This is a genomic window from Paenibacillus lactis (assembly GCF_017873605.1).
Classification (GTDB): Bacteria; Bacillota; Bacilli; order Paenibacillales; family Paenibacillaceae; genus Paenibacillus_AQ; species Paenibacillus_AQ lactis.
The window spans coordinates 124,078-143,516 of sequence record NZ_JAGGKI010000008.1; the positions used below are offsets into that span (position 1 = coordinate 124,078).

The window sequence follows — 19,439 nt, forward strand, 5'->3', positions numbered from 1 at the left end:
CATATTACCGGCGGCCCGCTCTTCTGCGGAATGACCACATGCCCCATAGCAATGAGACGAGCAAAATGAGCAAGCACCACCCGATTGCCCATCCGATAAACTCGCGTATCGAAGCTCCCATCAGCAATCCGCGAAGGGACTCGATCACCGGCGTAATGGGCTGGTTGCTTGCAATCCACTGCAGCCATTCCGGCATCGTATCCGTCTTGACGAAGGCGCTGGAAAGGTAAGGCAGAAAGAGCAGGGCGAACCCGTAGCTCCCCGCTGCGGCAGGGCTGCCGGCGACCATGCCGATCGCCGCAAACAGCCAGGTGAAGGCGAGGATGAACAAGGCGATAAGGGCTACCGCGAATACCCAATCGAGTATGCCGGCAGTAGGCTTGAAGCCGACGAGCAAGGCAACCGCGAGCACAACGCCGGTTGCCAGCAGATTGCGGGCCAGACTAGCGACGACGTGTCCGGTAATGACACTAACGCTGCGAATCGGCATCGTCCGGAACCGGTCGATAATGCCGTTCGTCATATCTTGCGCGACGTCGACGGCCACCGAGGAGGAGCCGAAGCCCGCGCATAACAGAATAATTCCGGGCACGACGTAGTTTACGTAATCGCCGCTGGAATCGATCGCTCCGCCGAATACGTACGTGAACAGCAGCATCAAGAGCACCGGCAGCAGAATCGCCATCAGCATCGCATCCGCATTGCGGAGGCTGTGGCGGAGGCTGCGTCCGATAAAGACGCTTTGGGTAACGGCAAGCGATGTTTTCTTTGCGGTGTGAACAGGTTTGACAATCATACGATCTCCTCCATTTTCTTTTCAGTCAGCGCGATGAATACTTCATCCATGTTCGGCCTGTGGATGCCGACCCGCGTTTCCGTCGGAAGCTGGCGCATAAGCTCCTGAAGCGTGTTTGCAACATCCCCTATAGATCCGCTCGTGGGAATGCGATGAATGACCTCATCCTCCGCGTTCCGCAGCTCCAGTACCTCGCCCCCGACCCGGGATTTTAGCTCCTCCGGACTTCCTTCCGCCACGATATGCCCCCCATCAAGCACCGCAATCCGGTCGGCAAGCTGATCCGCTTCCTCCAGATATTGCGTAGTGAGGACAATCGTGATGCCTTGGCTTTTCAGCTGCAAAATCATATCCCACAGCGCGCGTCGGCTTCGGGTATCAAGCCCGGTCGTCGGTTCATCCAGGAACAGAACGGGTTTTGGCACGACGAGACTGATCGCCAGATCCAGGCGCCTTTTCATGCCGCCGGAAAAGGTGCCTGCGCGCTTGGATCGTGCCGATGCCAGATCAAAGTAAGCCAGCAGCTCCGTGCTTCGAATGCGGGCCTCTGCTCCCGTGAGTCCGGACAGCCTGCATATCATCCGAAGATTTTCTTCGGCGGTCAACACTTCGTCCACGGCGGCGAATTGACCGGTAAGACTGATCGATTGCTGTACCTTCTGGCGCTCCCGGCTCACATCGTACCCGTTAATTAGCAAGGTCCCCGCATCAGGAGTGACCAAGGTTGACATGATGTTGACCAAGGTGGTTTTACCGGCCCCATTGGGACCGAGCAGGGCCAACACACTGCCCTCCGGCACTTTCAGATCGATTCCGTCCAGCACCTGCTGGCTGCCGAACCGTTTGTACAGTCCTTGAATTTCCACGGCATATTTCCGCATGATCGACGCTCCTTTATTAATTGTGTATATAATAAACAGTTTATTTCTTAATCAGTATATTATATAAACAGTTTTATTTCAATATGATTTTTTTCGTTGGCGAGAGGTCCTATAGAGACAGGTATAAAGGAGGGGGCGATGAAGCCTCTTGATGAGATCATGCCGGTAATCCTGAGTTTCATTTTGGACGGAGGTTATTATTCTGTTCGTTCGAATTGAAGGCCCTGTATCAAGAAAATAACCAGCTTTGTTGCAAGGGCGATTAAAGGGGAGAGGAGCTGATAAAGGCAAGAAGCCTCCGCAAGGATGCAATGTACACATCCAGCGGAGGCTCAATCATGCTTGCCTGCAGTATGTTGTTATGACGGGTCTGCCCCGTCCTCAAGCTCAAGCTCGATGACGGTATTGCGTTTGTCCGGGAGCGGGAAGGTGAAGTGCTCCGGACGGGCAAAGCTGACGAATGCATCCTCGGTGAATTCGGCTGCACTCCACGGGCGGCCGAGCAGCAGCTCGTAGCCGTCAGCCAGAAGCCGGGCTTTCTTGACCTTGCCCGCCAAGCCGACGAGATTGATGGGCCCGATCGGCTCCTCGAAGACGTGGGCATACAGCTTGTTGCCTTTTTGGGTATACCGTCCCCATTCCGGCTTCGGAAATTCGGCGGCTGCGCATCCGTAAATGCTGTCGCTGTTGCGGCTCATCCAATCGCCGATTTCCGCGAGCACATCAAGGCTTTCCTTCGGAATGACGCCTTTGGCGTCCGGCCCGACATTAAGCAGCATGTTGCCGTTTTTGCTGACGCATTCCACCAGCTTGCGGATGATCGTGGTCGCCGATTTGTAGTTGCGGTCAGCGGCCGCATATCCCCAGTTATTGTTCAGCGTAATGCATGCCTCCCAAGGAATGGGTGCGCCCGTTACATCGACAACGCCATGCGGAGGGATGATCTGCTCGGGGGAAGCGAAGTCCCCGCTGTATATGGACGGCTCGGTCGTATAGATGCTTCCGCCGCTCTCGCCGCTGCCCTCCAGCCGATTATCGATCAGGATATGCGGCTGAAGCCCGCGGATCATCTTCATGAGCTCGGTAGCACGCCATACTTCGCCGCGCATATTGTCATATGAGAAGTCGAACCACATAATATCCAGTTTGCCGTAATCGGTCAGCAGCTCGCGGATCTGCCCGTGCATGTAGTCCAAATAGCGGTCAAAGTTGTTCGGATCCCGCTTAAAGGCTTCGTTTCCTCTCATCGGATGAATCCGGTCTCCGAAGGCGGGATAGTCCTCATGATACCAATCGATCAGCGAATAATAGAGCCCGACCTTAAGCCCTTCTTCCCGGAAAGCTTCCAGGAACTCTCTCACGAGATCCCGGCCGGCTTTGGTATTGGTTGCTTTATATTCGGTCAGCTTGCTGTCGAACAAGCAGAAGCCGTCATGGTGCTTGGCGGTCAGCACCGCATACTTCATGCCGGCTTTTTTGGCCGCCTTGGCCCATTCGCGAGGATTATAATCGACGGGGTCGAATTCATCAAAATAGGTCTGATACTGCTCGATGCTCATCTGTTCCGTGCTCCGGAGCCATTCGCCTCTAGCCGGGATCGAATAGAGTCCCCAATGGATAAACATGCCGAAGCGGTCGTTCTGGAACCAACGTACGCGTTCATTTCGTTCGAGGATGACTTGATTTTGCGAAGCGGTAGTTGTCGTCATAGGATCAACCTTTCGGTACTAGGATTTGTCGGGTTTGATTTTAACAAGAATATGTTAGTATGAATAGATAATTACTTAACTCTGACGGGTATTATAATAACTTTGAAGGAACATGGAAGATGAAGAGTGAACGAAGCGAGCAAGAAGCGATTCAGCAGATGCTCTTAAACATGCAGGTTCAAATTTTGGAAGCGAAGAAGACGCAATGCTGGCCGGAGTGGAGAGAGCTGGATTACACCGTGTCCTATAATAAGCTCTATTTCATCCTGGAAGGGGAGGGCTGGGTGAAAATCGGAAAGGAGGAGCTGTATCCGAAGCCCGGCCAATTGATTCTGATGCCGGCCCGGACGAAGCAATCCTATTCCACCATCAGCGACCGGCCGTTTCTGAAATACTGGTGCCATTTCTCGGCCGCCGTAGGCGATGCGGATGTGTTCTCATGGCTGGATGTTCCTAGGTGCTACGATCTGGAACAGCCGCTGGAGATGTCGCATTTGTTTCAAGAGCTGGTGGATGCCCATCATACCGAAACCGTTGCCGCCCGCTTGAAGGAGAAATCGGTTATGCTGGACATCCTCTCCAGGGTGTTCTCCGATCAGGAGCCGCAGATTCATTCGCACCGGACCGGGGACATGGAACGTCTTAATAAGGTGCAGCAGTATGTTAAAGATCATCTGCACGAGGAGATCACGCTGGAACAGATGGCGGGAACCTTGCACTTGCATCCGAATTACTTTATTAAATACTTCAAGCGCCATTTCGGGATCACGCCTCAAAAATATCTAAGCGTCAAACGGATGGAGCGCGCTAAGCTGCTGCTGCGGACAACAAGCCTCAGCATCAAGGAAATCGCCGATGCGACCGGCTTCGAGTCGGCGAATTATTTCTCGAAAACATTCCGTAAAGAGGTGGGCTACAGCCCTTCGGAATATCGAAACAATATCTGAGCGTCCATGGCAGCGGCGACGAACGGCTGCCGGGCAGGCAATACAAACTAGGCCAATCGGAACGTACTCCGATTGACCTTGTTTTTTTGCGTCACGTTCATCTGATCAGGGGATGCCTACAGCCCTTTGCCGCCCAGCGGTTTTAGCTTCAGGGGCTCCGCGCCGGCGATCAGCTTGCGGCCGCGTTGCAGCAGCTCCGATGTGTCCGCTCCCTGAAGGGAAGCGGCATGTGCCTCGGCGCTGCTCCATAATTCCGTGACCCATACCGCATTCGGATCGCTGTCCGAAACATTGACGATGTACAGCTCGCAGTCCGCATTATCGCTCAGCATGTCCGCAGCCTCAAGCAAAATGCCTGCCAGCTCGTCGCGCTTGCCCGGATGGGCAATTAATTTTCCGTACATGGCGAATTTTTCCATGGGTATCACTCCTCGTATGTCTTCATTTCAGTCAACAATGCCTCGTAATGCCGGGCCATGCCGCCCGCAACCTCCCACAGCCGCATGATCAGAGATCTCGGCTCGAGAACGGTCAGGGCTTTGCCATAAGGGAGCAGGAAGTAGGGGACATACGACATCAGGGAATCGGCGGCCAGCCGGAAATGAGCTTCTTCAGGCAGGCGCTTGACCAGGGTGTGCCCGAACAGCCAGTGCTGGCACAATTCGTTCAGCGTAAACTCATGGCCCCGGATGATGACGTATTCCAAGTTCTCCGCATTGCCGGTATCCGGAATCAAACCGCCGAGCAGTACATCCTTGGCCGAGAAGTTATCCGGCCGCTCAAAACGATGATCGGTCAGCTCCAGCCCGGACATGCGATCGACGCGGAAGCTTCGTACCTCCTGGCGTAATCGGCAAAAACCGGCGGCATACCAATGGCCCTTCCAATGGACGATGCTGTACGGGTCGAATTCCCGGACAGATGCGTCTTGCCCCCTTCCCTTGGAGTACGTCATCTTCAGCGTGATGCCATGTGCCGACGCATTCTCCAGCGTTCGGAGCAGCGACCGGATCTCTTGGCTGACAGGGGGCTGAAGGACAGTGATGCCCCCGCCGTGCAGCTCGATCTGATGAAGCTGCTCCTCGTTCGTATAGCGCTTCAGCTTATGGATGGCCCGCTCCAGGGCTTCCGTAAACGGATAACCCGCTTCTCTTGCGAAAATGGAGGCATGCACGAGCGCTTTCTGCTCGTCCGCATCGAACATGAGCGGGGATTCAGCAAAGGCTCCGAGCAGCCGGTAGCCCCCGTTCGGCCCCGAATCCGCAATGATCGGCGCCCCGCTGGCGCATAGGGAATCGATGCAGCGATAGACCGTGCGGATATGAATTTCCAGCTCATCAGCGATTTGTTGAGCCGTTATTTTTCTGCCCGATCGAAGCATCCACAGGATGGACAGCATATTATCGGCTTTAGCCATCGGTGAACAGCCCCTTTCGCGAATCATGCCGGAAGCCAGTAGAGGCTCTTTTTGGTTTCCGATCCATTAAGGGGAATGCCGTTCAAGCAGCACAGCTCCGAATTCATGCCCTTAGTGGCCTTTTCATCGGGTACAACATCCTGAACGGCGCTCCCGCTTGTATCGATTGTATCGTCTTTAGACGAGCGGGTCCATGCCCTTGTCGATCCAGGTATCATAGGTCGGACCGTAAAGCTCAGGTATCCGGATGCCTGCCTGCCGCATAAGCACGGTCATCTGTCCGCGGTGATGGGCTTGATGGACGATGAGGAATTGCAATGACTCTCCGTTTCTCCATGCCTCTCCAGCGATATCATGCGACACGTATAGATCCTGCTCCGTCCACTGAGACTTCACGGCATCCAAAAAGGCACGGCTTACCCCGCGGTAGCTTTCCAGAATGACGCTCGCGGAATCGGGAATTTGCTGCTCCCGCGACGGGCCTTCAAAACTCAAACCGAGCATGCTCATATACTGAATCGACATGACCAGATGCCAGGCGAGCTGCCCTACGGAACGGTGCTGTTCCGTGATGGACTGCTTCAGCGATTCATCGGTCAAAGCGTTCATTACCCGCTCGGTGATTTGAACCTCTTTGGTCCATAGTTCGCAAAAATCCTCGATATTCAACATTCAACCAACCTCGCTTTTTTAGTGGGTTATCCATAGGGCAAGTATATTCCCGAATCCCTGACAGTTACGGTCAGTGATTCTTTGTTTGCACAGGCAATTCGGCAAACTGGAAGAATTTCACCGGGAGGATGCGTGCTATAATAACTGTAAAAAAGCGGGAGGGACTCGAAATTATGTCATCAGCAGATATTCAATTTACCGGAGGCAACAATATTGCACTGAAAATTCCGAAATTCAAATACGAGGAAACCGTAAGGTTTTACCGGGACGTTTTGAAGCTTCCGTATTTGGGGTTCAAGGACGAATCCCACGCGTTTAGCCTGGGCCCGAACACGCTCTGGCTCGATTGCAAGGACTCCTATCCTCAGAACGATGTGTGGCTGGAAGTGCAAGCGAATGATCCGGAACTTGCGAAGGACTACTTGCGGGAGCAGGGCGTTGATCGGCGGGACGAAGTGGAAATTTACGAAAATTCGAAGGGGTTCTGGATCTCGGATCCGTGCGGGACGATCCTTCGGGTTAATCCGAAGCCATAGGATCGTAGCGTAGAGAGCGGGGGATTCCGAAAAAAACAATAAAAAGCCAAGCGGTCCCGCGACCTTCCGAAAAGGCCGGGGAAACTTGGCTGTAACATTTGACATTGGATAGCAGGCTTATGGTCAAGGCTTCAGGACCACTTTGGTGCAGTCGTCCTCATGCTCATAGAAAATCCGGTAGGCTTCGCTGGCTTTCTCAAGCGGAAAGCGGTGGGAGATAATCTCGGTCGGATCGATCTCCCCGGCCGTGATTTTCTTGAACAGCTCCGGCATATAGTGTATGACGGGCGCTTGCCCCATCGTGAGCGTGATGTTTCGTTCGAAAATATGACCCAGCGGGAACATATTGTATAAAGATCCGTACACGCCGGTAAGCTGTATGGTCCCGAATTTCCGGACCGCTTCGATGGCGATGTCGATGGCGCTCAGCGTGCCGCCCTGGAGCTTCAGCTTTTGGCCGATGGCCTCCATCGCCGTTTTTTTGCCGTCCATACCGACGCAATCAATGACGATATCGGTACCGCCTTTCGTGATTTCGCGAATATACAAGCCCATATCATCGTAGTCCTCGAAATTATAGACTTCAGCCTGGTTCATTCGCTTGGCCTTATCCAGACGGTAGGGCACTCGGTCGATGGCAATGACCCGCTTCGCTCCCTTCATCCAGGCGAACTTCTGGACCATCAGTCCGACAGGCCCGCAGCCCAGCACCGTTACCGTATCACCCGGTTTGACGCCGGCATTTTCAACGCTCCAGTAAGCGGTGGGCAGCACATCGGAGAGGAGGAGCAGCGCTTCATCCTCAAGCTCGCACGATTCCGGAATGACCAGAGGCATGAAATTCCCGTAAGGCACCCGTAAATATTCGGCTTGGCCGCCGGGATAATTCCCGTAGCGCGCGGTGAAGCCGAGGTATCCGCCGGAATGGACATCCGGATTGCCGTTGGACCTGTCGCATTGACTCTCCATATCGTGATTGCAGTAATAGCAGTGTCCGCATGATACGTTGAACGGAATCACGACCCGGTCCCCTTTTTTGACGCGGGTTACGTTGGAGCCGACTTCCTCCACGATCCCCATGGGCTCATGCCCGATGACATAATCCTTCGCCGCCGGCATACCCCCTAGATAAATATGAAGATCCGAGCCGCAAATCGCCGTCGATGTAATTCGAACGATGATATCGTCCTCGGTTTGGATGGATGGAGCCTCCACCTGCTTCACTTGAATGTCCTTGGCTCCCTGAAACGTAACTGCTCTCATCAAGAATCCCTCCTTAATCAAGATGCACTCGGAAATCTAATACCCGATATGTACATATAGAAACGAACTGCCAAGTCGGCAGGAGATTATTTTGAATCTGCCTCTGGCCATTATCATGCCCCTGCATGATTGTTCCATACGTGCATATCATGGGGCGGCCTGCACGTTTTGGCTAAAACGTACTGCTTTCGTATACGATACGATCGGCATGGGCACCTCATCGGTTTGTAAAAAAGCGGGAAAAAACAAAAACACGGATGCCCCGGTGGGACAATCCGTGCTCTTTATGCGTTCGTTCAGATGTGTGACTGTGTATAGGATGCTGGCAAAGGCTGGCAAGCATTGCGCATAATTAAACCAGCTTCATATACTCCACGATCGTCAGCAAGCCTTTATCGAAATTTTCCAAATTAAAATGTTCGTTCGGCGCATGCAGATTCTCATCCGGCAAGCCAAAGCCCATCATCACGGCAGGGGCGTTCAGCGTGCTGGACAGCTTCTCGACGATCGGAATCGATCCTCCGTCTTTCGTGAACAGCGCGCGTGTGCCGTACACGTTCTCGAAGGCGTCTGCGGCTTTCTGCAGCATCGGATGGGTCGGATCGATGTTGAAGGCGAATGCCTTTTCCTTCGGCTTGAAGGTAATCTTGGCGCCGACCGGGGTGTGGGCATGCAGATGCTTCTCGATCGCGTCGAGAACAGCCTGCGGATCCTGGTTGGCCACCAGACGGCAGGTGATTTTCGCATGAGCTTCCCTCGGAATGACCGTCTTGCTGCCTTCGCCCTGGAATCCGCCGTATACCCCGTTCAGCTCAAGCGTTGGGCGCGCGCCGACGCGTTCCACGAAGGAGAAGCCTTCTTCGCCGTAGAGGGAATCCAGCCCGAGATCCTTCTTCAGCTTCTCTTCGTCAAACTCCTGCTTGGCGAATTCCTCGCGCATTTCAGGGGAAAGCTCAAGCACGCCGTCGTAAAAGCCGTCAACCGCGACGCGGCCTTGCTCGTCATGAAGCGATGCCAGCAAGGACACCATCGCATGCAGGGCGTTCGGCACGCCGCCGCCGTATGTACCGGAATGAAGATCGGTGTTGGCTGTTTCAAGAGACAGCTCGAGGGAGCATAATCCGCGAAGGCCGGTCGAGATCGCAGGCTTGCCCGGAGCAAGCAGGGAAGTGTCCGAGATCAGAATCGCATCGGCAGCCAGCTTGTCCTTGTTGTTATCGAGATACAGCGGCAGGTTCGGGCTGGATACCTCCTCCTCCCCTTCGATACAGAACTTAATATTGACAGGCAGCTCCTTCTCCTGCTTTAAAATGGCTTCGACCGCCTTAACATGCAGAAACAACTGGCCCTTGTCGTCGGTAGCTCCGCGTGCGTACAGCTTGCCGTTCCGTATCGCAGGCTCAAACGGCGGCGTCTCCCACAGGTGAAGCGGATCAACGGGCTGGACGTCGTAATGGCCGTAAATCAGCAGGGTCGGCTTTCCTTCCGCGTGGAGATAATCGGCGGTAATGATCGGGTGTCCGTCCGTCTGGTGAATTTCAACATGCTCGAGTCCCGCCTCGGTCAGCTTGCCTGCAAGCCATTCCGCAGCTTTAGCAACATCGCCTTTATGCTCGGACAGGGCCGAGATGCTCGGGATCGACAGCCATTCTTTCAGTTCGTTAAGATGAGTCTCCCGGTGTTCAGCGAAATACGCTTTATAATCAACGCTCATGATGGTTCCTCCTTCGATTTACATTGGCATTCGAAAGATGCCGTATCTTCTTATTCTAACCGTTTTTCGGCGAATGCGAAATATGAGGCGGAAGAAGGATGCCATTGGCTGGGACAGAAGCAAAGGATACGCCCGCATTTCCGCGGCGTATCCCGTCTTGTGAAGCCCTGATTAGAATTCCTCGGCAAAAATATCCCAGCCGTTTCCGATGACCTGACGACGGGGGAGCTGCTCCTGCGGCTGCCGCCCGGAGGAGTGTTGAAACTGATGCTGGAAATGGCGCTCTTGCTGCTCGAGCAGCTGCTCCTGCTGCTGTTGAAACATATCGTAATAATCGCGTTTAAAATGCTGCTGAATCATTTCGCCCTGAACCTGCCCTTGGTTCGGGCAGTCTTTCGGCGGGCCGATCACGACCGTATCCTTAATTGGCGCAAGGGTTTCTTTCACTTTCGCCTCATTCAGGCAGTACGTGTGCGCGAAGACGCTGGCCGGTGTCAGCCGCAGAAGATCGGACCCGCCGATGAACTCCGGAACCGGAGCGTCAAAGATGGCCAATAAATGCGTATCGTCAGCCGTAGCGATTTCGTAATGCCACCAGCCTTGAGGCACGAGGGCGACCTGACCCGGCGTAATCGGAAAATTCAACAGCTCCTTCGTAAACGGGTTGATTATGGAGACCGTTGCCGCGCCCGTGACGGCATACACTAATTCGGATGCGTTCTGGTGGATGTGCGGCTCCACGACATTGCCCCTGCTGAGATAGATATCCAGCAGCGAGGCATTGCCAAGCGTATTCAATTGATTGATGGATAGGGAATTGATAAAGTTCTGGCTATCCTTCGTGAAAAATCGGTTTTGGTTGACGTCGTAAGTAAACCGTACAGACGGCGAAGTGAAATCCATATAAGACACTGCCATAGCTGCTTCCGCCCTTCTTTTTTCGGAGTAGGCATGAACCTATAAAATACGGTATGACGGTGGACAGAAGGGCGTGAGCCCATTTTTTACGAGGCTGCAGGCTAAATGGCGGATTGCTTTGAGATAAAGCCATAAATATGACGGAGCGGCTCGTGTCTTTTTCAAACCGAAAGACGGCTCTCGCTTTCATGAACCACAGCTTTCGCTTTCATAAATCACTGCGAGCCGTCTCCTAACGCGCCTGTTAATCAGGCGGCTGGCGATTCGGACAGCGGCTTTCTTCTCCCGGCGGAAAAGCTGACCAGCCCTGCTGCCAGGCCAAGCGCAAGCACAAGCGCCCCGAGCCATGGGTGGTATTGGAGCGTGGAGGATGCGTTGACCATGAAGCCGCCGGCGCCTGCGCCAGCCGCAAGACCAAGGTGAATGATAGACGTGTTCAAGCTCAAGATCAGGTTCGGAGAGCCCGGGGCCTGCTGGATGAAATAGCTCTGTACGGCCGGACCCGCAGCAAACATCGAGATGACCATCATGCCGATGAAGGGAAGGCCGATCAGAGGGGAGTGCAAGAGCGGGAGAATGGCGAATACCCCGATGTGGATCATCATGCTGGCGATGATGACTTTGGAAGCGCCGAACCGGTCCACGCCATATCCTCCAAGCTTTGCGCCGACGGCGCCCAAAACGCCAAACACGAGCATGACGATGCTGATTCCTGCTGGAGGAATCCGGAAGATATCCTGCAGAAATGCCGCAATGAAGGTAAATAACACCGAATTGCCGGATTCCCGGAATAGCGTAAGGAGCAGGGCGCTGACAATGACGACGCTGCCGAGGACCTTGAACTGCTGATGAAACGGTACCGGCTCATCTCCTTCCACATTAGGCAGGAGACGCGCGAGAAGGAAAACAATCAGCAGGCTGAGCAGGGCCAGCAGCAGGAAGATGGCCTGCCAGCTTAACGCATTTGCGATCATTATGCCGATCGGAACCCCAAGCACCATGGCGCTGCTGAAGCCGAGAACGATCGTTCCGATGGCACGGCCGAGATGCTCAGGAGGCGTCAGCTTAGCGGCCGCTCCCATGGCCGACACCAGATATACGCCCGAGCTCACGCCCAGCAGGACCCGGGATCCCATTAGCAGCCATATGTCATGGCTGGCAAAGGAAACGAGGCTTCCGGCGATATATACCAGGAGCGAGCCAAGCAGCACCTTTTTTCGGTCCATGCGTGCGGTAAGGGACACCAGGATCGGTGTTCCGATGGCAAAAGAAAGCGAATAGGCCGTAATCAATTGGCCGGCGAGCGCAAGCGAAATATGCAGATCCTCCGATATGGGGTATAAGATGCCGGAGACAACCAGCTCGGAGGTAGCGGTTAAAAACACCCCGAGCGTAACCAAATACATTGTGAGTCGGTTCATTCGAATCCATCCCTTCAGCTTTGTGGAATATCCGAGTTTACCGGATCATGGCTAGCACATGCCGATTCGGATGTTTAACATACGCGAGATCTCTTTGTGTTTGTATTATAAGTAAGCCCCATATATTATGTAAGAAGGCAAATAAAATAGATATTATCCAACTTGTTTGATTAACTAACGATTAGTAAGTTTGAGAGGAGGAATGAAGCAGTGAGCATGTTAAGGAATGAGGTTCAGGGAACAGAAAGCCATGCTGAGCAAGAGCAAATTCATCAGCCTCAAAATAACCATGGGGCTGGTGAAAACTCGGACCTGTACGATTTCAAGCACATCTGCACGGTTCTACAAATACTCGGCGCAAAATGGGCCTTTCTCGTCATCGCGCAGCTGGCGCAGGGACCTAAACGGTTCAACCAGCTTCATCGGGACGTCGCGGTCGTGAAGACGCAGTCCCTCACCAACGTGCTGCGGCATCTGGAGCTTTCCGGGATCGTCTCCCGGACGGTAATTCCGACCGTGCCGGTGTCGGTGGAGTACGCCCTGACGGCAAAAGGCATGGATTTCTTGGATTCATTGACGGCAATGGAGCGCTGGGCCAAGAAATGGGGAGCCGAGCCGCTTCGGCAGACCCAAACCTAACCGGCAGGCAGCCGGAAACAAGCTCAATTCACGGGATGTCACCCCAGGAATTGAGTTTTCTTTTTTATGAAAATTTCGTATTCTTATATATAACTTTTTCAAGTATGTGAGAACACTGGAGGTGAAATGACGGATTGGGAAAGCCGAAAGCCAACCTGCTGACCAAACTGCTGATTTCCTATTTTCTTGTGCTGTTGTTTCCGATTGCCATGATTTTGTTCTATTACTACCCATATTCCGCCGATGTCGTAAAGGAGAAGGAGCTGGACTGGAATGCGCATATTACCGAGCAGTTCATGACCTCAATGGATACGTTCACGCGGTATGTGTATAACCTGCCGCACGAGCTTGTCCAGAACCGCGAATTCAGGATGTACAAGGCGGAGGAGAGCGACTATCAGCGCGTGCTCATTGCTAATGAAATGAAAAAATACAACGCAACCGATGCCTTTATCTACAACACGCTGCTGTATGTGAAGAACATCGGTTATTTGTTTTCCAAGACTGGAAGCGCATACAGCGTGCAGGATTTGGCGATACCTGGCGTGGGATTCTATTATGAGGACTGGCCGCATGAGGAGATGGTGGACACGCTGAACACATTAAACCAGCCCATCGTGCGCCCGGTGGAGAACGTCATTATTCCCGGCCATAACCGGCTGAGGCTGCTAACCTTTCTTCAGCCGCTCCCGGTCGGCGGCTCCAATTCCCCGGGCGCCGTCCTTATTATGGTCCGGGAGGACACGATCCTTCGGATGATGCGGTCGGTGTCCGAAATTTATACCGGGGATTTTTTTATTTTTGACAATGAAGGACGGCCTCTTGTCGCTTCAAACAAGAAGATCTACGAGGCGTCCGATGATATGTCGGCGCTCGTAAAGGGCATGGGAGCAGACCCGGGGGCCACATCCGGAATTGAGCGGATCAACGGGATTTCGTATCTCGTCTCGACGTCGGTATCGGATAAGAACGGTTGGAAATATGTGAGCCTGATTCCGGTGTCGGAATCGCTGCAGGGCCTTCGGACCATCCAATGGAACACGGCCCTCCTCGTCGGGCTTGTTTTGCTGCTTGAGGTTATCGTGGTCTACATATCCATCCGCAAAAATTATCATCCGATCAAGCGCCTTGTCGATGTGGCGGTCAGCTTGTTCGAGCCGCAGCAGCGAAGGCCCATGAATGAGATCGATACGATCCGCTATACGCTAAACGAGCTGTCCGCCGCCAACAGCAGACTTGACGAGAGGGTGAAGGGAACGTTGCCGATTATGCGGGACAATATTCTGTTCGGGCTCGTCGTCGGGCAATACGGGACATGGGAGGCGTTCGCGCAGGAGGCGGACAAGGTCGGAGTCGCGTTTGACGGTTCCCAGCCAGGCAGCGAAACCAAGCCTCAGGGCTCCCCATTTCACGATCCTCCATCTCCGATCGACCCGGCCCAAGAAGCACCACCTGCTGCTGTGCCGGTCGACCCAGCCCAAGAAGCATCATCGCCTGCTGCTTCGGTTCTTGAGACGATGCAGGGGGGCGATCCGGCTCTGCCTGGCGGTACCATTCTTACGGTGGCCGTGCTGGCGTGCGAATCCGAGGAAGAGTTCAATACTGCGGCGGATTTCTGCAGGCAAGCCGAGGATCGCTGGCCTGACGGCGTGAACGGATATTTTTGCAGAAGCGTGTATCATCATGAAATCGTCCTGATTTGCGCTCATCCACCGAGCTTTCCGCTTCAAGCTTTTTTGACGCAGCTTCAGGAGGAGCTCGTCGGCGCAGAGGGGACCCGGGTGATGATCGGTATTGGCAGGCCGGGAGATTACCGCTGCCCGAGGGCGGCGCAAACGTCATATTTGCAGGCGCTCCGGACGGTGGAGCATGTGCGGGTTCGCGAAACAGCGCCGGTGCTGACCTTTGACGAGATCGGAGCAACGCATTCGGGCGCCGTCTCTTACGTAGCCGAGATGCTGCAGTCGCTGGAGCTCTCCATCCTGAAGAACGAGCCCGAGATGGTGGCCGGCTTGACCGAACGGCTGATCGGGTATATCCGCAGTGACGGCATGCCGCCGCATATGATCCGAAGCGTGTATTTAAACACGGTGACCGTCATCATCAACGGCCTGCAGCGCTTCCGCCGCGAAGATCAAACCCTGCTGCGGCTGACAGACGCAGCCTTCAAGCCGCGTTATACCATGGAGCAAATGATCGGAATTATTCGCGAGAGCAGCTTGAAGCTGTGCGAATTCATCCGGGACACGGTCCCTGCCGCACGTACGGCGACACGGGAAGAGATCCTGGCGGTCATCGATGAAAAAGGGTTGGATCCGAGCTGCTCCCTGCAGCTGATGGCTGACCACTTCGGCATGTCCGTATCGAATTTCAGCCACCATTTCAAGAAAACGATGGGACAAAATTTCAAGGAATACATCGAGCGGCTTCGCATTCAAACATCGATTCAGCTGCTGCGGGAGACTGACGAAACGTTGGAGTCCATCGCTCAGAAGTCGGGATACACCAATACCTCGAGCTTTATCCGGGCCTTTAAAAAAATCATGGGCACCACGCCGGGGCAATACCGGAATACTCACAAAGATGCATGAGGACCGATGGCGTTGAGCCTGTCCGCCCAAAGGACGCTAGGCACGCGATTCTCTCCCGGCGCGCGCTGAAATAATGGCTGCTGGACGCTCATATTCGCTCGGACGACGCGGCATGCAGCTGACAATTTTTGAATATCTACAAATTTTGAATGTCCGCATAGAGAGGCAGATCCCTGATTTGCCTCTTCTTTGGCGATATAAGCGCTTTCAAAAAATGCGTATCGGTAAAATACTGCCCGTTTACGCGGCTTCCCGCCTCCATTTAGAGTCATAGGTGTCCGATCAGGGCAAGCAAAGCTGCGGCAAAAACCCGAGAGGGATTGGATGCTGCAAATAAATAGCTGGAGGTAGAACAATGCGGAAAAGAGTAAACGTTTACATCTCACTCTTCTTGGTCATGGCGATGCTGATGGCCGGATGCAGCGGTTCCGGAAGCGGAACGGACGATTCAGCCGAACCACCGGGTAACACTTCAGACAAAAAAGTAAAGCTGACGGCCATCATGACCAAGCATGCTTTGACAAAGCCGCTGGCTGAGATGGAGTGGCTGCAGAAAGTGGAAGAAGCCGCCGGGGTGGAGATCGAATGGCAGGAAATTACGGCCGATTGGGGACAGAAGAAGGGAACGATGCTGGCCAGCGGCGACATTCCGGATTTGTTCATCGGACCGAATGTGATCACGGACGCGGATTTCGCCCAGTTCCAAGGACTGTTCCAGGACTTGTCCGGCATGCTTGACCAGGCACCGAACGTGCAGAAGATGTTCAACGAAAAGCCGGATACGAAGCTCATCGCTACCCAGCCCGACGGGAAAATTTACGGGCTTCCGAAATATCAACGCTTCTGGCCCGCTTCGGCCAGCCGTCAGTTCATTAACCAGAAGTGGCTTGATGAGCTCGGGCTTACAATGCCGACGACATGGGACGAATTGTACGAGGTGCTCGTCGCGTTCAAAGAGAAGGATGCCAATGGCAACGGCGACCCGAATGACGAAATACCGATGGATTGGCCGGGAGGCATCGGCGGATATTTCAACCCGGCGGTGATGCTTGGCAGCATGGGGATCACACTGACGGACGGGAGCCCGCAGGGCTATTTTGTAGAAGACGGCAAGGTGAAGAATTATCTTACGGACGAGCGCTACAAGATGATGGTCGCGTTCCTTCATAAGCTGTATCGGGCGGGATTGATCAATCCGGAAGTGTTTACGCACGACTATACCAAGTATCAGTCCGTTGCACGGGGCGAAGGGGATACGGCGAAGGTCGGCTTTACTTGGGGCTGGGTGGCTTCCGATCGGTTCGGACAGCAGCTTGCGTCGCAATACGCGTCCATGCCGCCGCTCAAGGCGACGGCCGATTATGCCGGAGAGCTGTCCTGGAGCTATGACTACTACTCGCTCAACTACGGAACGAACCATATCGTCATGTCGGCAAAGAGCAAGCAGAAGGAAGCGGCGATGCGGTTCATCAACGAGCTGTACGCGCCGGAAGTCGGGATGCAGGTGCTGTTCGGATCGATCGGGCCGAATATTAAAGACAATGGGGACGGTACATACAGCGTTCTGCCTCCGGCGGATGACAAAATGGACCCGGGCACGTGGAAATGGACGTCGACGATGGCGGATAACGGGGCTTTTTATATTCCGGATTCGCTGGAGCTGACGCTCGGTACCGATATGCAGGAGGTGCTCGGCCAATCGGAGCCGCTTGCCGAAGCGCTGGAGGTCGATCCGGAGAAGGATGTTTTTCCGGGCATGTTCATTAAATATTCGACGATGGACAACAACACGATGAGCCTTAACAACACCAACGTCATGAATCTGGCCGAGTCCAGCTTTGCCAAATGGGTGACCAAGGGCGGCATTGAAGCGGAATGGGATGCTTACGTGAAGGAAAGCGAGAAGGCCGGCCTCAATCAAAACCTGGAGATCATGCAGAAATATTACGACGAATACATGAGCAAGAACTAATCGGGGATAACGGGCGAGACTAGGCCATTTTCAGCGGGTGAAGATGGCCTCCTCCCCCTAGCTGCGAAGGAGGGATATCATGCGGTCACCCAAAGGCATTCAGAGCTTTAAACGCGATTATCAATTATGGATTATGATTTTGCCGGCGATCCTCGTCATTCTGGTGTTCAACTACATCCCCATGTACGGAATTCAGCTGGCCTTTCGGGATTTTGATTTCACCAAAGGCCTCACCGGCGGGGAATGGAGAGGGCTTGCTTATTTCGAGCAGTTCATCGACAGTTATCTGTTCACGGATTTGATGCGCAATACGTTTCTTATCAGCCTGGCTTCGATTGTTCTGGGCTTTCCGGCTCCGATTATTCTGGCGCTGATTCTGAACCAGATTCGAAAAAAGCGAATGAAAAAGCTCATGCAGACGACGGTATATTTGCCTCATTTTATTTCCGTCATCGTTCTCGTGGGCATGCTCAACGTGCTGCTGTCCTCGGAAACCGGCGTGGTCGGTCATTTCATGAAATCAATCGGGCTCGAACATATCAATCTGCTGGCCTCAACCTCGACCTTTATCCCGGTCTACGTGCTCTCGGATATTTGGCAGCATTGCGGCTGGAACAGCATTATCTATCTGGCAGCGTTGTCCGCAGTAGACCCCCAGCTCTATGATGCGGCCAAAATGGACGGCGCCAGCCGCTGGCAGACGATCCGGTACGTGGATATTCCCGCGCTCGTGCCGACGATCATCATTTTGTTCATTCTCAGCATGGGCAGCATTCTCAGCACCGGCTTCGAGAAAATATTCCTGATGCAAAACGCTCTCAACCTGCCGGTATCCGAGGTCATTGCGACGTATGTGTACAAGATCGGCATTATCTCCAACCAATTCAGCTTGGCTTCAGCCATCGGGCTGTTCAATACCTTGATCAATTTCGTGTTTCTGTTTGCCATGAACGCCATTTCGAAACGCGTGTCCAATACGAGCCTATTCTAATGAGAGAGGGGAGGAGGAACGGCCATGGATCACATAAGTGCCCGGGTCACCGGTAAAGAATTCGCCTTCAGGGTCGTCCTGGCCCTGTTGTGTGTCGTTATTTTTCTTTTGATCGCATACCCGTTGTATTTTATCGTTATCGCTTCCTTCAGTGATTCGACGCTGGTATCGACAGGCAAAGTGCTGTTCTTTCCGAAAAACATCAGCTTCTTCGGATATCAGGAAATTTTCAAGGATATGCGGATTTGGACCGGCTACCGGAACACGGTGTTTTACACGTTATTCGGGACGCTCGTGAACATGCTGTTCACGCTGCCGGCGGCGTATGTGCTTTCGCGGAGGGAATTCCGGGCGAGACGGATCATCATGTTCTTCTTCGTGGTGACGATGTTTTTCAATGGCGGTCTGATTCCGACTTACCTGCTGATGAAGGATTTGCAGCTGACCAATACGATCTGGGTGTTCATCCTGCCTTTTTCGGTGAATGTGTTTTACCTCATCATCGCCAGGACGTTCTTCGAAACGTCTCTGCCGAAGGAGCTGCACGAGGCGGCCGTGATGGACGGCTGCTCGCATTTCACGTTTTTTTTCAAAGTGGCGCTGCCGCTGTCCAAAGCGATGGTGTCGGTCATCGCCCTCTATTATCTGGTGGGGCACTGGAACGATTTCTTCACAGCGCTGATCTATATTCGGGATACGAAGCTGCAGCCGCTGCAGATCATCCTGCGGGACATCCTGTTGTCCAATCAGGTATTTGCCAACGGGGCAGGCACCGGCGGCGATGCGGGGGGATATGCTCAGCGGTATGCGGATCAGATCAAGTACGGGGTCATTATCGTTTCGACGCTTCCGATTTTGGTCATTTATCCGTTTATGCAGAAATATTTCGAAAAAGGCGTCATGATCGGTTCGATCAAAGGGTAACGGTGGAAGAGGCGTGCCGGGCAGCGCAGGGGCTGGTCGGCACGCTTT

At 53.7% G+C, this 19,439-nt stretch carries 17 protein-coding genes; 7 read left to right on the plus strand and 10 right to left on the minus strand.

What is annotated here, in order from left to right:
* Positions 1-4 precede the first annotated feature (4 nt).
* The 3 genes from J2Z18_RS16245 to J2Z18_RS16255 all read right to left on the minus strand — a co-directional run bounded on the left by J2Z18_RS16245 (position 5) and on the right by J2Z18_RS16255 (position 3,386).
* A complete protein-coding gene (locus J2Z18_RS16245) occupies positions 5-796 on the minus strand; it encodes an ABC transporter permease (protein ID WP_007127579.1) in 792 nt (263 codons plus the stop codon).
* A complete protein-coding gene (locus J2Z18_RS16250; RefSeq protein ID WP_007127580.1) occupies positions 793-1,677 on the minus strand; it encodes an ATP-binding cassette domain-containing protein in 885 nt (294 codons plus the stop codon). The genes J2Z18_RS16245 and J2Z18_RS16250 overlap by 4 nt, the downstream gene beginning before the upstream one ends.
* Positions 1,678-2,036: 359 nt before the next feature.
* On the minus strand, positions 2,037-3,386 hold the full coding sequence (locus tag J2Z18_RS16255) for an alpha-L-fucosidase (protein WP_007127581.1): 1,350 nt from the start codon (positions 3,384-3,386) through the stop codon (positions 2,037-2,039).
* A gap of 119 nt (positions 3,387-3,505) precedes the next feature.
* Here J2Z18_RS16255 and J2Z18_RS16260 point away from each other — a divergent pair, with 119 nt between their 5' ends.
* Positions 3,506-4,333, plus strand: coding sequence for an AraC family transcriptional regulator (locus J2Z18_RS16260; RefSeq protein WP_210095025.1), 828 nt, complete (start codon positions 3,506-3,508; stop codon positions 4,331-4,333).
* A 116-nt stretch (positions 4,334-4,449) separates the two neighbouring features.
* Here J2Z18_RS16260 and J2Z18_RS16265 read toward each other — a convergent pair whose 3' ends face one another.
* The 3 genes from J2Z18_RS16265 to J2Z18_RS16275 form a co-directional block, all read right to left on the minus strand.
* Entirely contained in the window at positions 4,450-4,752 is a 303-nt protein-coding gene (locus J2Z18_RS16265) for a putative quinol monooxygenase (RefSeq protein WP_007127583.1), read from the minus strand.
* A gap of 5 nt (positions 4,753-4,757) precedes the next feature.
* Complete coding sequence (locus tag J2Z18_RS16270; protein WP_007127584.1) at positions 4,758-5,750, minus strand: helix-turn-helix transcriptional regulator; 993 nt, start codon at positions 5,748-5,750, stop codon at positions 4,758-4,760.
* Between the two features lie 177 nt (positions 5,751-5,927).
* On the minus strand, positions 5,928-6,422 hold the full coding sequence (locus tag J2Z18_RS16275; RefSeq protein ID WP_007127585.1) for a DinB family protein: 495 nt from the start codon (positions 6,420-6,422) through the stop codon (positions 5,928-5,930).
* A gap of 173 nt (positions 6,423-6,595) precedes the next feature.
* Here J2Z18_RS16275 and J2Z18_RS16280 point away from each other — a divergent pair, with 173 nt between their 5' ends.
* Complete coding sequence (locus J2Z18_RS16280) at positions 6,596-6,958, plus strand: VOC family protein (protein ID WP_007127586.1); 363 nt, start codon at positions 6,596-6,598, stop codon at positions 6,956-6,958.
* 123 nt (positions 6,959-7,081) lie between these two features.
* On the opposite strand, the gene J2Z18_RS16285 is transcribed toward J2Z18_RS16280, so the two are convergent.
* The 4 genes from J2Z18_RS16285 to J2Z18_RS16300 form a co-directional block, all read right to left on the minus strand.
* The gene (locus tag J2Z18_RS16285) at positions 7,082-8,221 is read right to left on the minus strand and encodes a zinc-dependent alcohol dehydrogenase (RefSeq protein WP_007127587.1); all 1,140 of its coding nucleotides are present in this window, start codon (positions 8,219-8,221) and stop codon (positions 7,082-7,084) included.
* 352 nt (positions 8,222-8,573) lie between these two features.
* Entirely contained in the window at positions 8,574-9,935 is a 1,362-nt protein-coding gene (locus J2Z18_RS16290) for a dipeptidase (protein WP_007127589.1), read from the minus strand.
* Between the two features lie 171 nt (positions 9,936-10,106).
* Positions 10,107-10,853 (minus strand): cupin domain-containing protein, encoded by a 747-nt coding sequence (locus J2Z18_RS16295; RefSeq protein WP_007127590.1) that lies wholly within the window; start codon positions 10,851-10,853, stop codon positions 10,107-10,109.
* 248 nt (positions 10,854-11,101) lie between these two features.
* On the minus strand, positions 11,102-12,274 hold the full coding sequence (locus J2Z18_RS16300; RefSeq protein WP_007127591.1) for an MFS transporter: 1,173 nt from the start codon (positions 12,272-12,274) through the stop codon (positions 11,102-11,104).
* A gap of 210 nt (positions 12,275-12,484) precedes the next feature.
* Here J2Z18_RS16300 and J2Z18_RS16305 point away from each other — a divergent pair, with 210 nt between their 5' ends.
* From J2Z18_RS16305 to J2Z18_RS16325, 5 genes are all read left to right on the plus strand, one after another.
* Complete coding sequence (locus J2Z18_RS16305) at positions 12,485-12,913, plus strand: winged helix-turn-helix transcriptional regulator (RefSeq protein ID WP_007127592.1); 429 nt, start codon at positions 12,485-12,487, stop codon at positions 12,911-12,913.
* A 134-nt stretch (positions 12,914-13,047) separates the two neighbouring features.
* Positions 13,048-15,504, plus strand: coding sequence for an AraC family transcriptional regulator (locus J2Z18_RS16310; RefSeq protein WP_210095026.1), 2,457 nt, complete (start codon positions 13,048-13,050; stop codon positions 15,502-15,504).
* A gap of 355 nt (positions 15,505-15,859) precedes the next feature.
* Positions 15,860-17,476 carry an ABC transporter substrate-binding protein gene (locus tag J2Z18_RS16315; protein ID WP_028406062.1) on the plus strand — a complete coding sequence of 539 codons (1,617 nt, stop codon included), beginning with the start codon at positions 15,860-15,862 and terminating at the stop codon, positions 17,474-17,476.
* A 79-nt stretch (positions 17,477-17,555) separates the two neighbouring features.
* Entirely contained in the window at positions 17,556-18,467 is a 912-nt protein-coding gene (locus J2Z18_RS16320) for an ABC transporter permease (protein WP_210095027.1), read from the plus strand.
* A 24-nt stretch (positions 18,468-18,491) separates the two neighbouring features.
* On the plus strand, positions 18,492-19,391 hold the full coding sequence (locus J2Z18_RS16325) for a carbohydrate ABC transporter permease (protein ID WP_210095028.1): 900 nt from the start codon (positions 18,492-18,494) through the stop codon (positions 19,389-19,391).
* Positions 19,392-19,439: the final 48 nt, after the last annotated feature.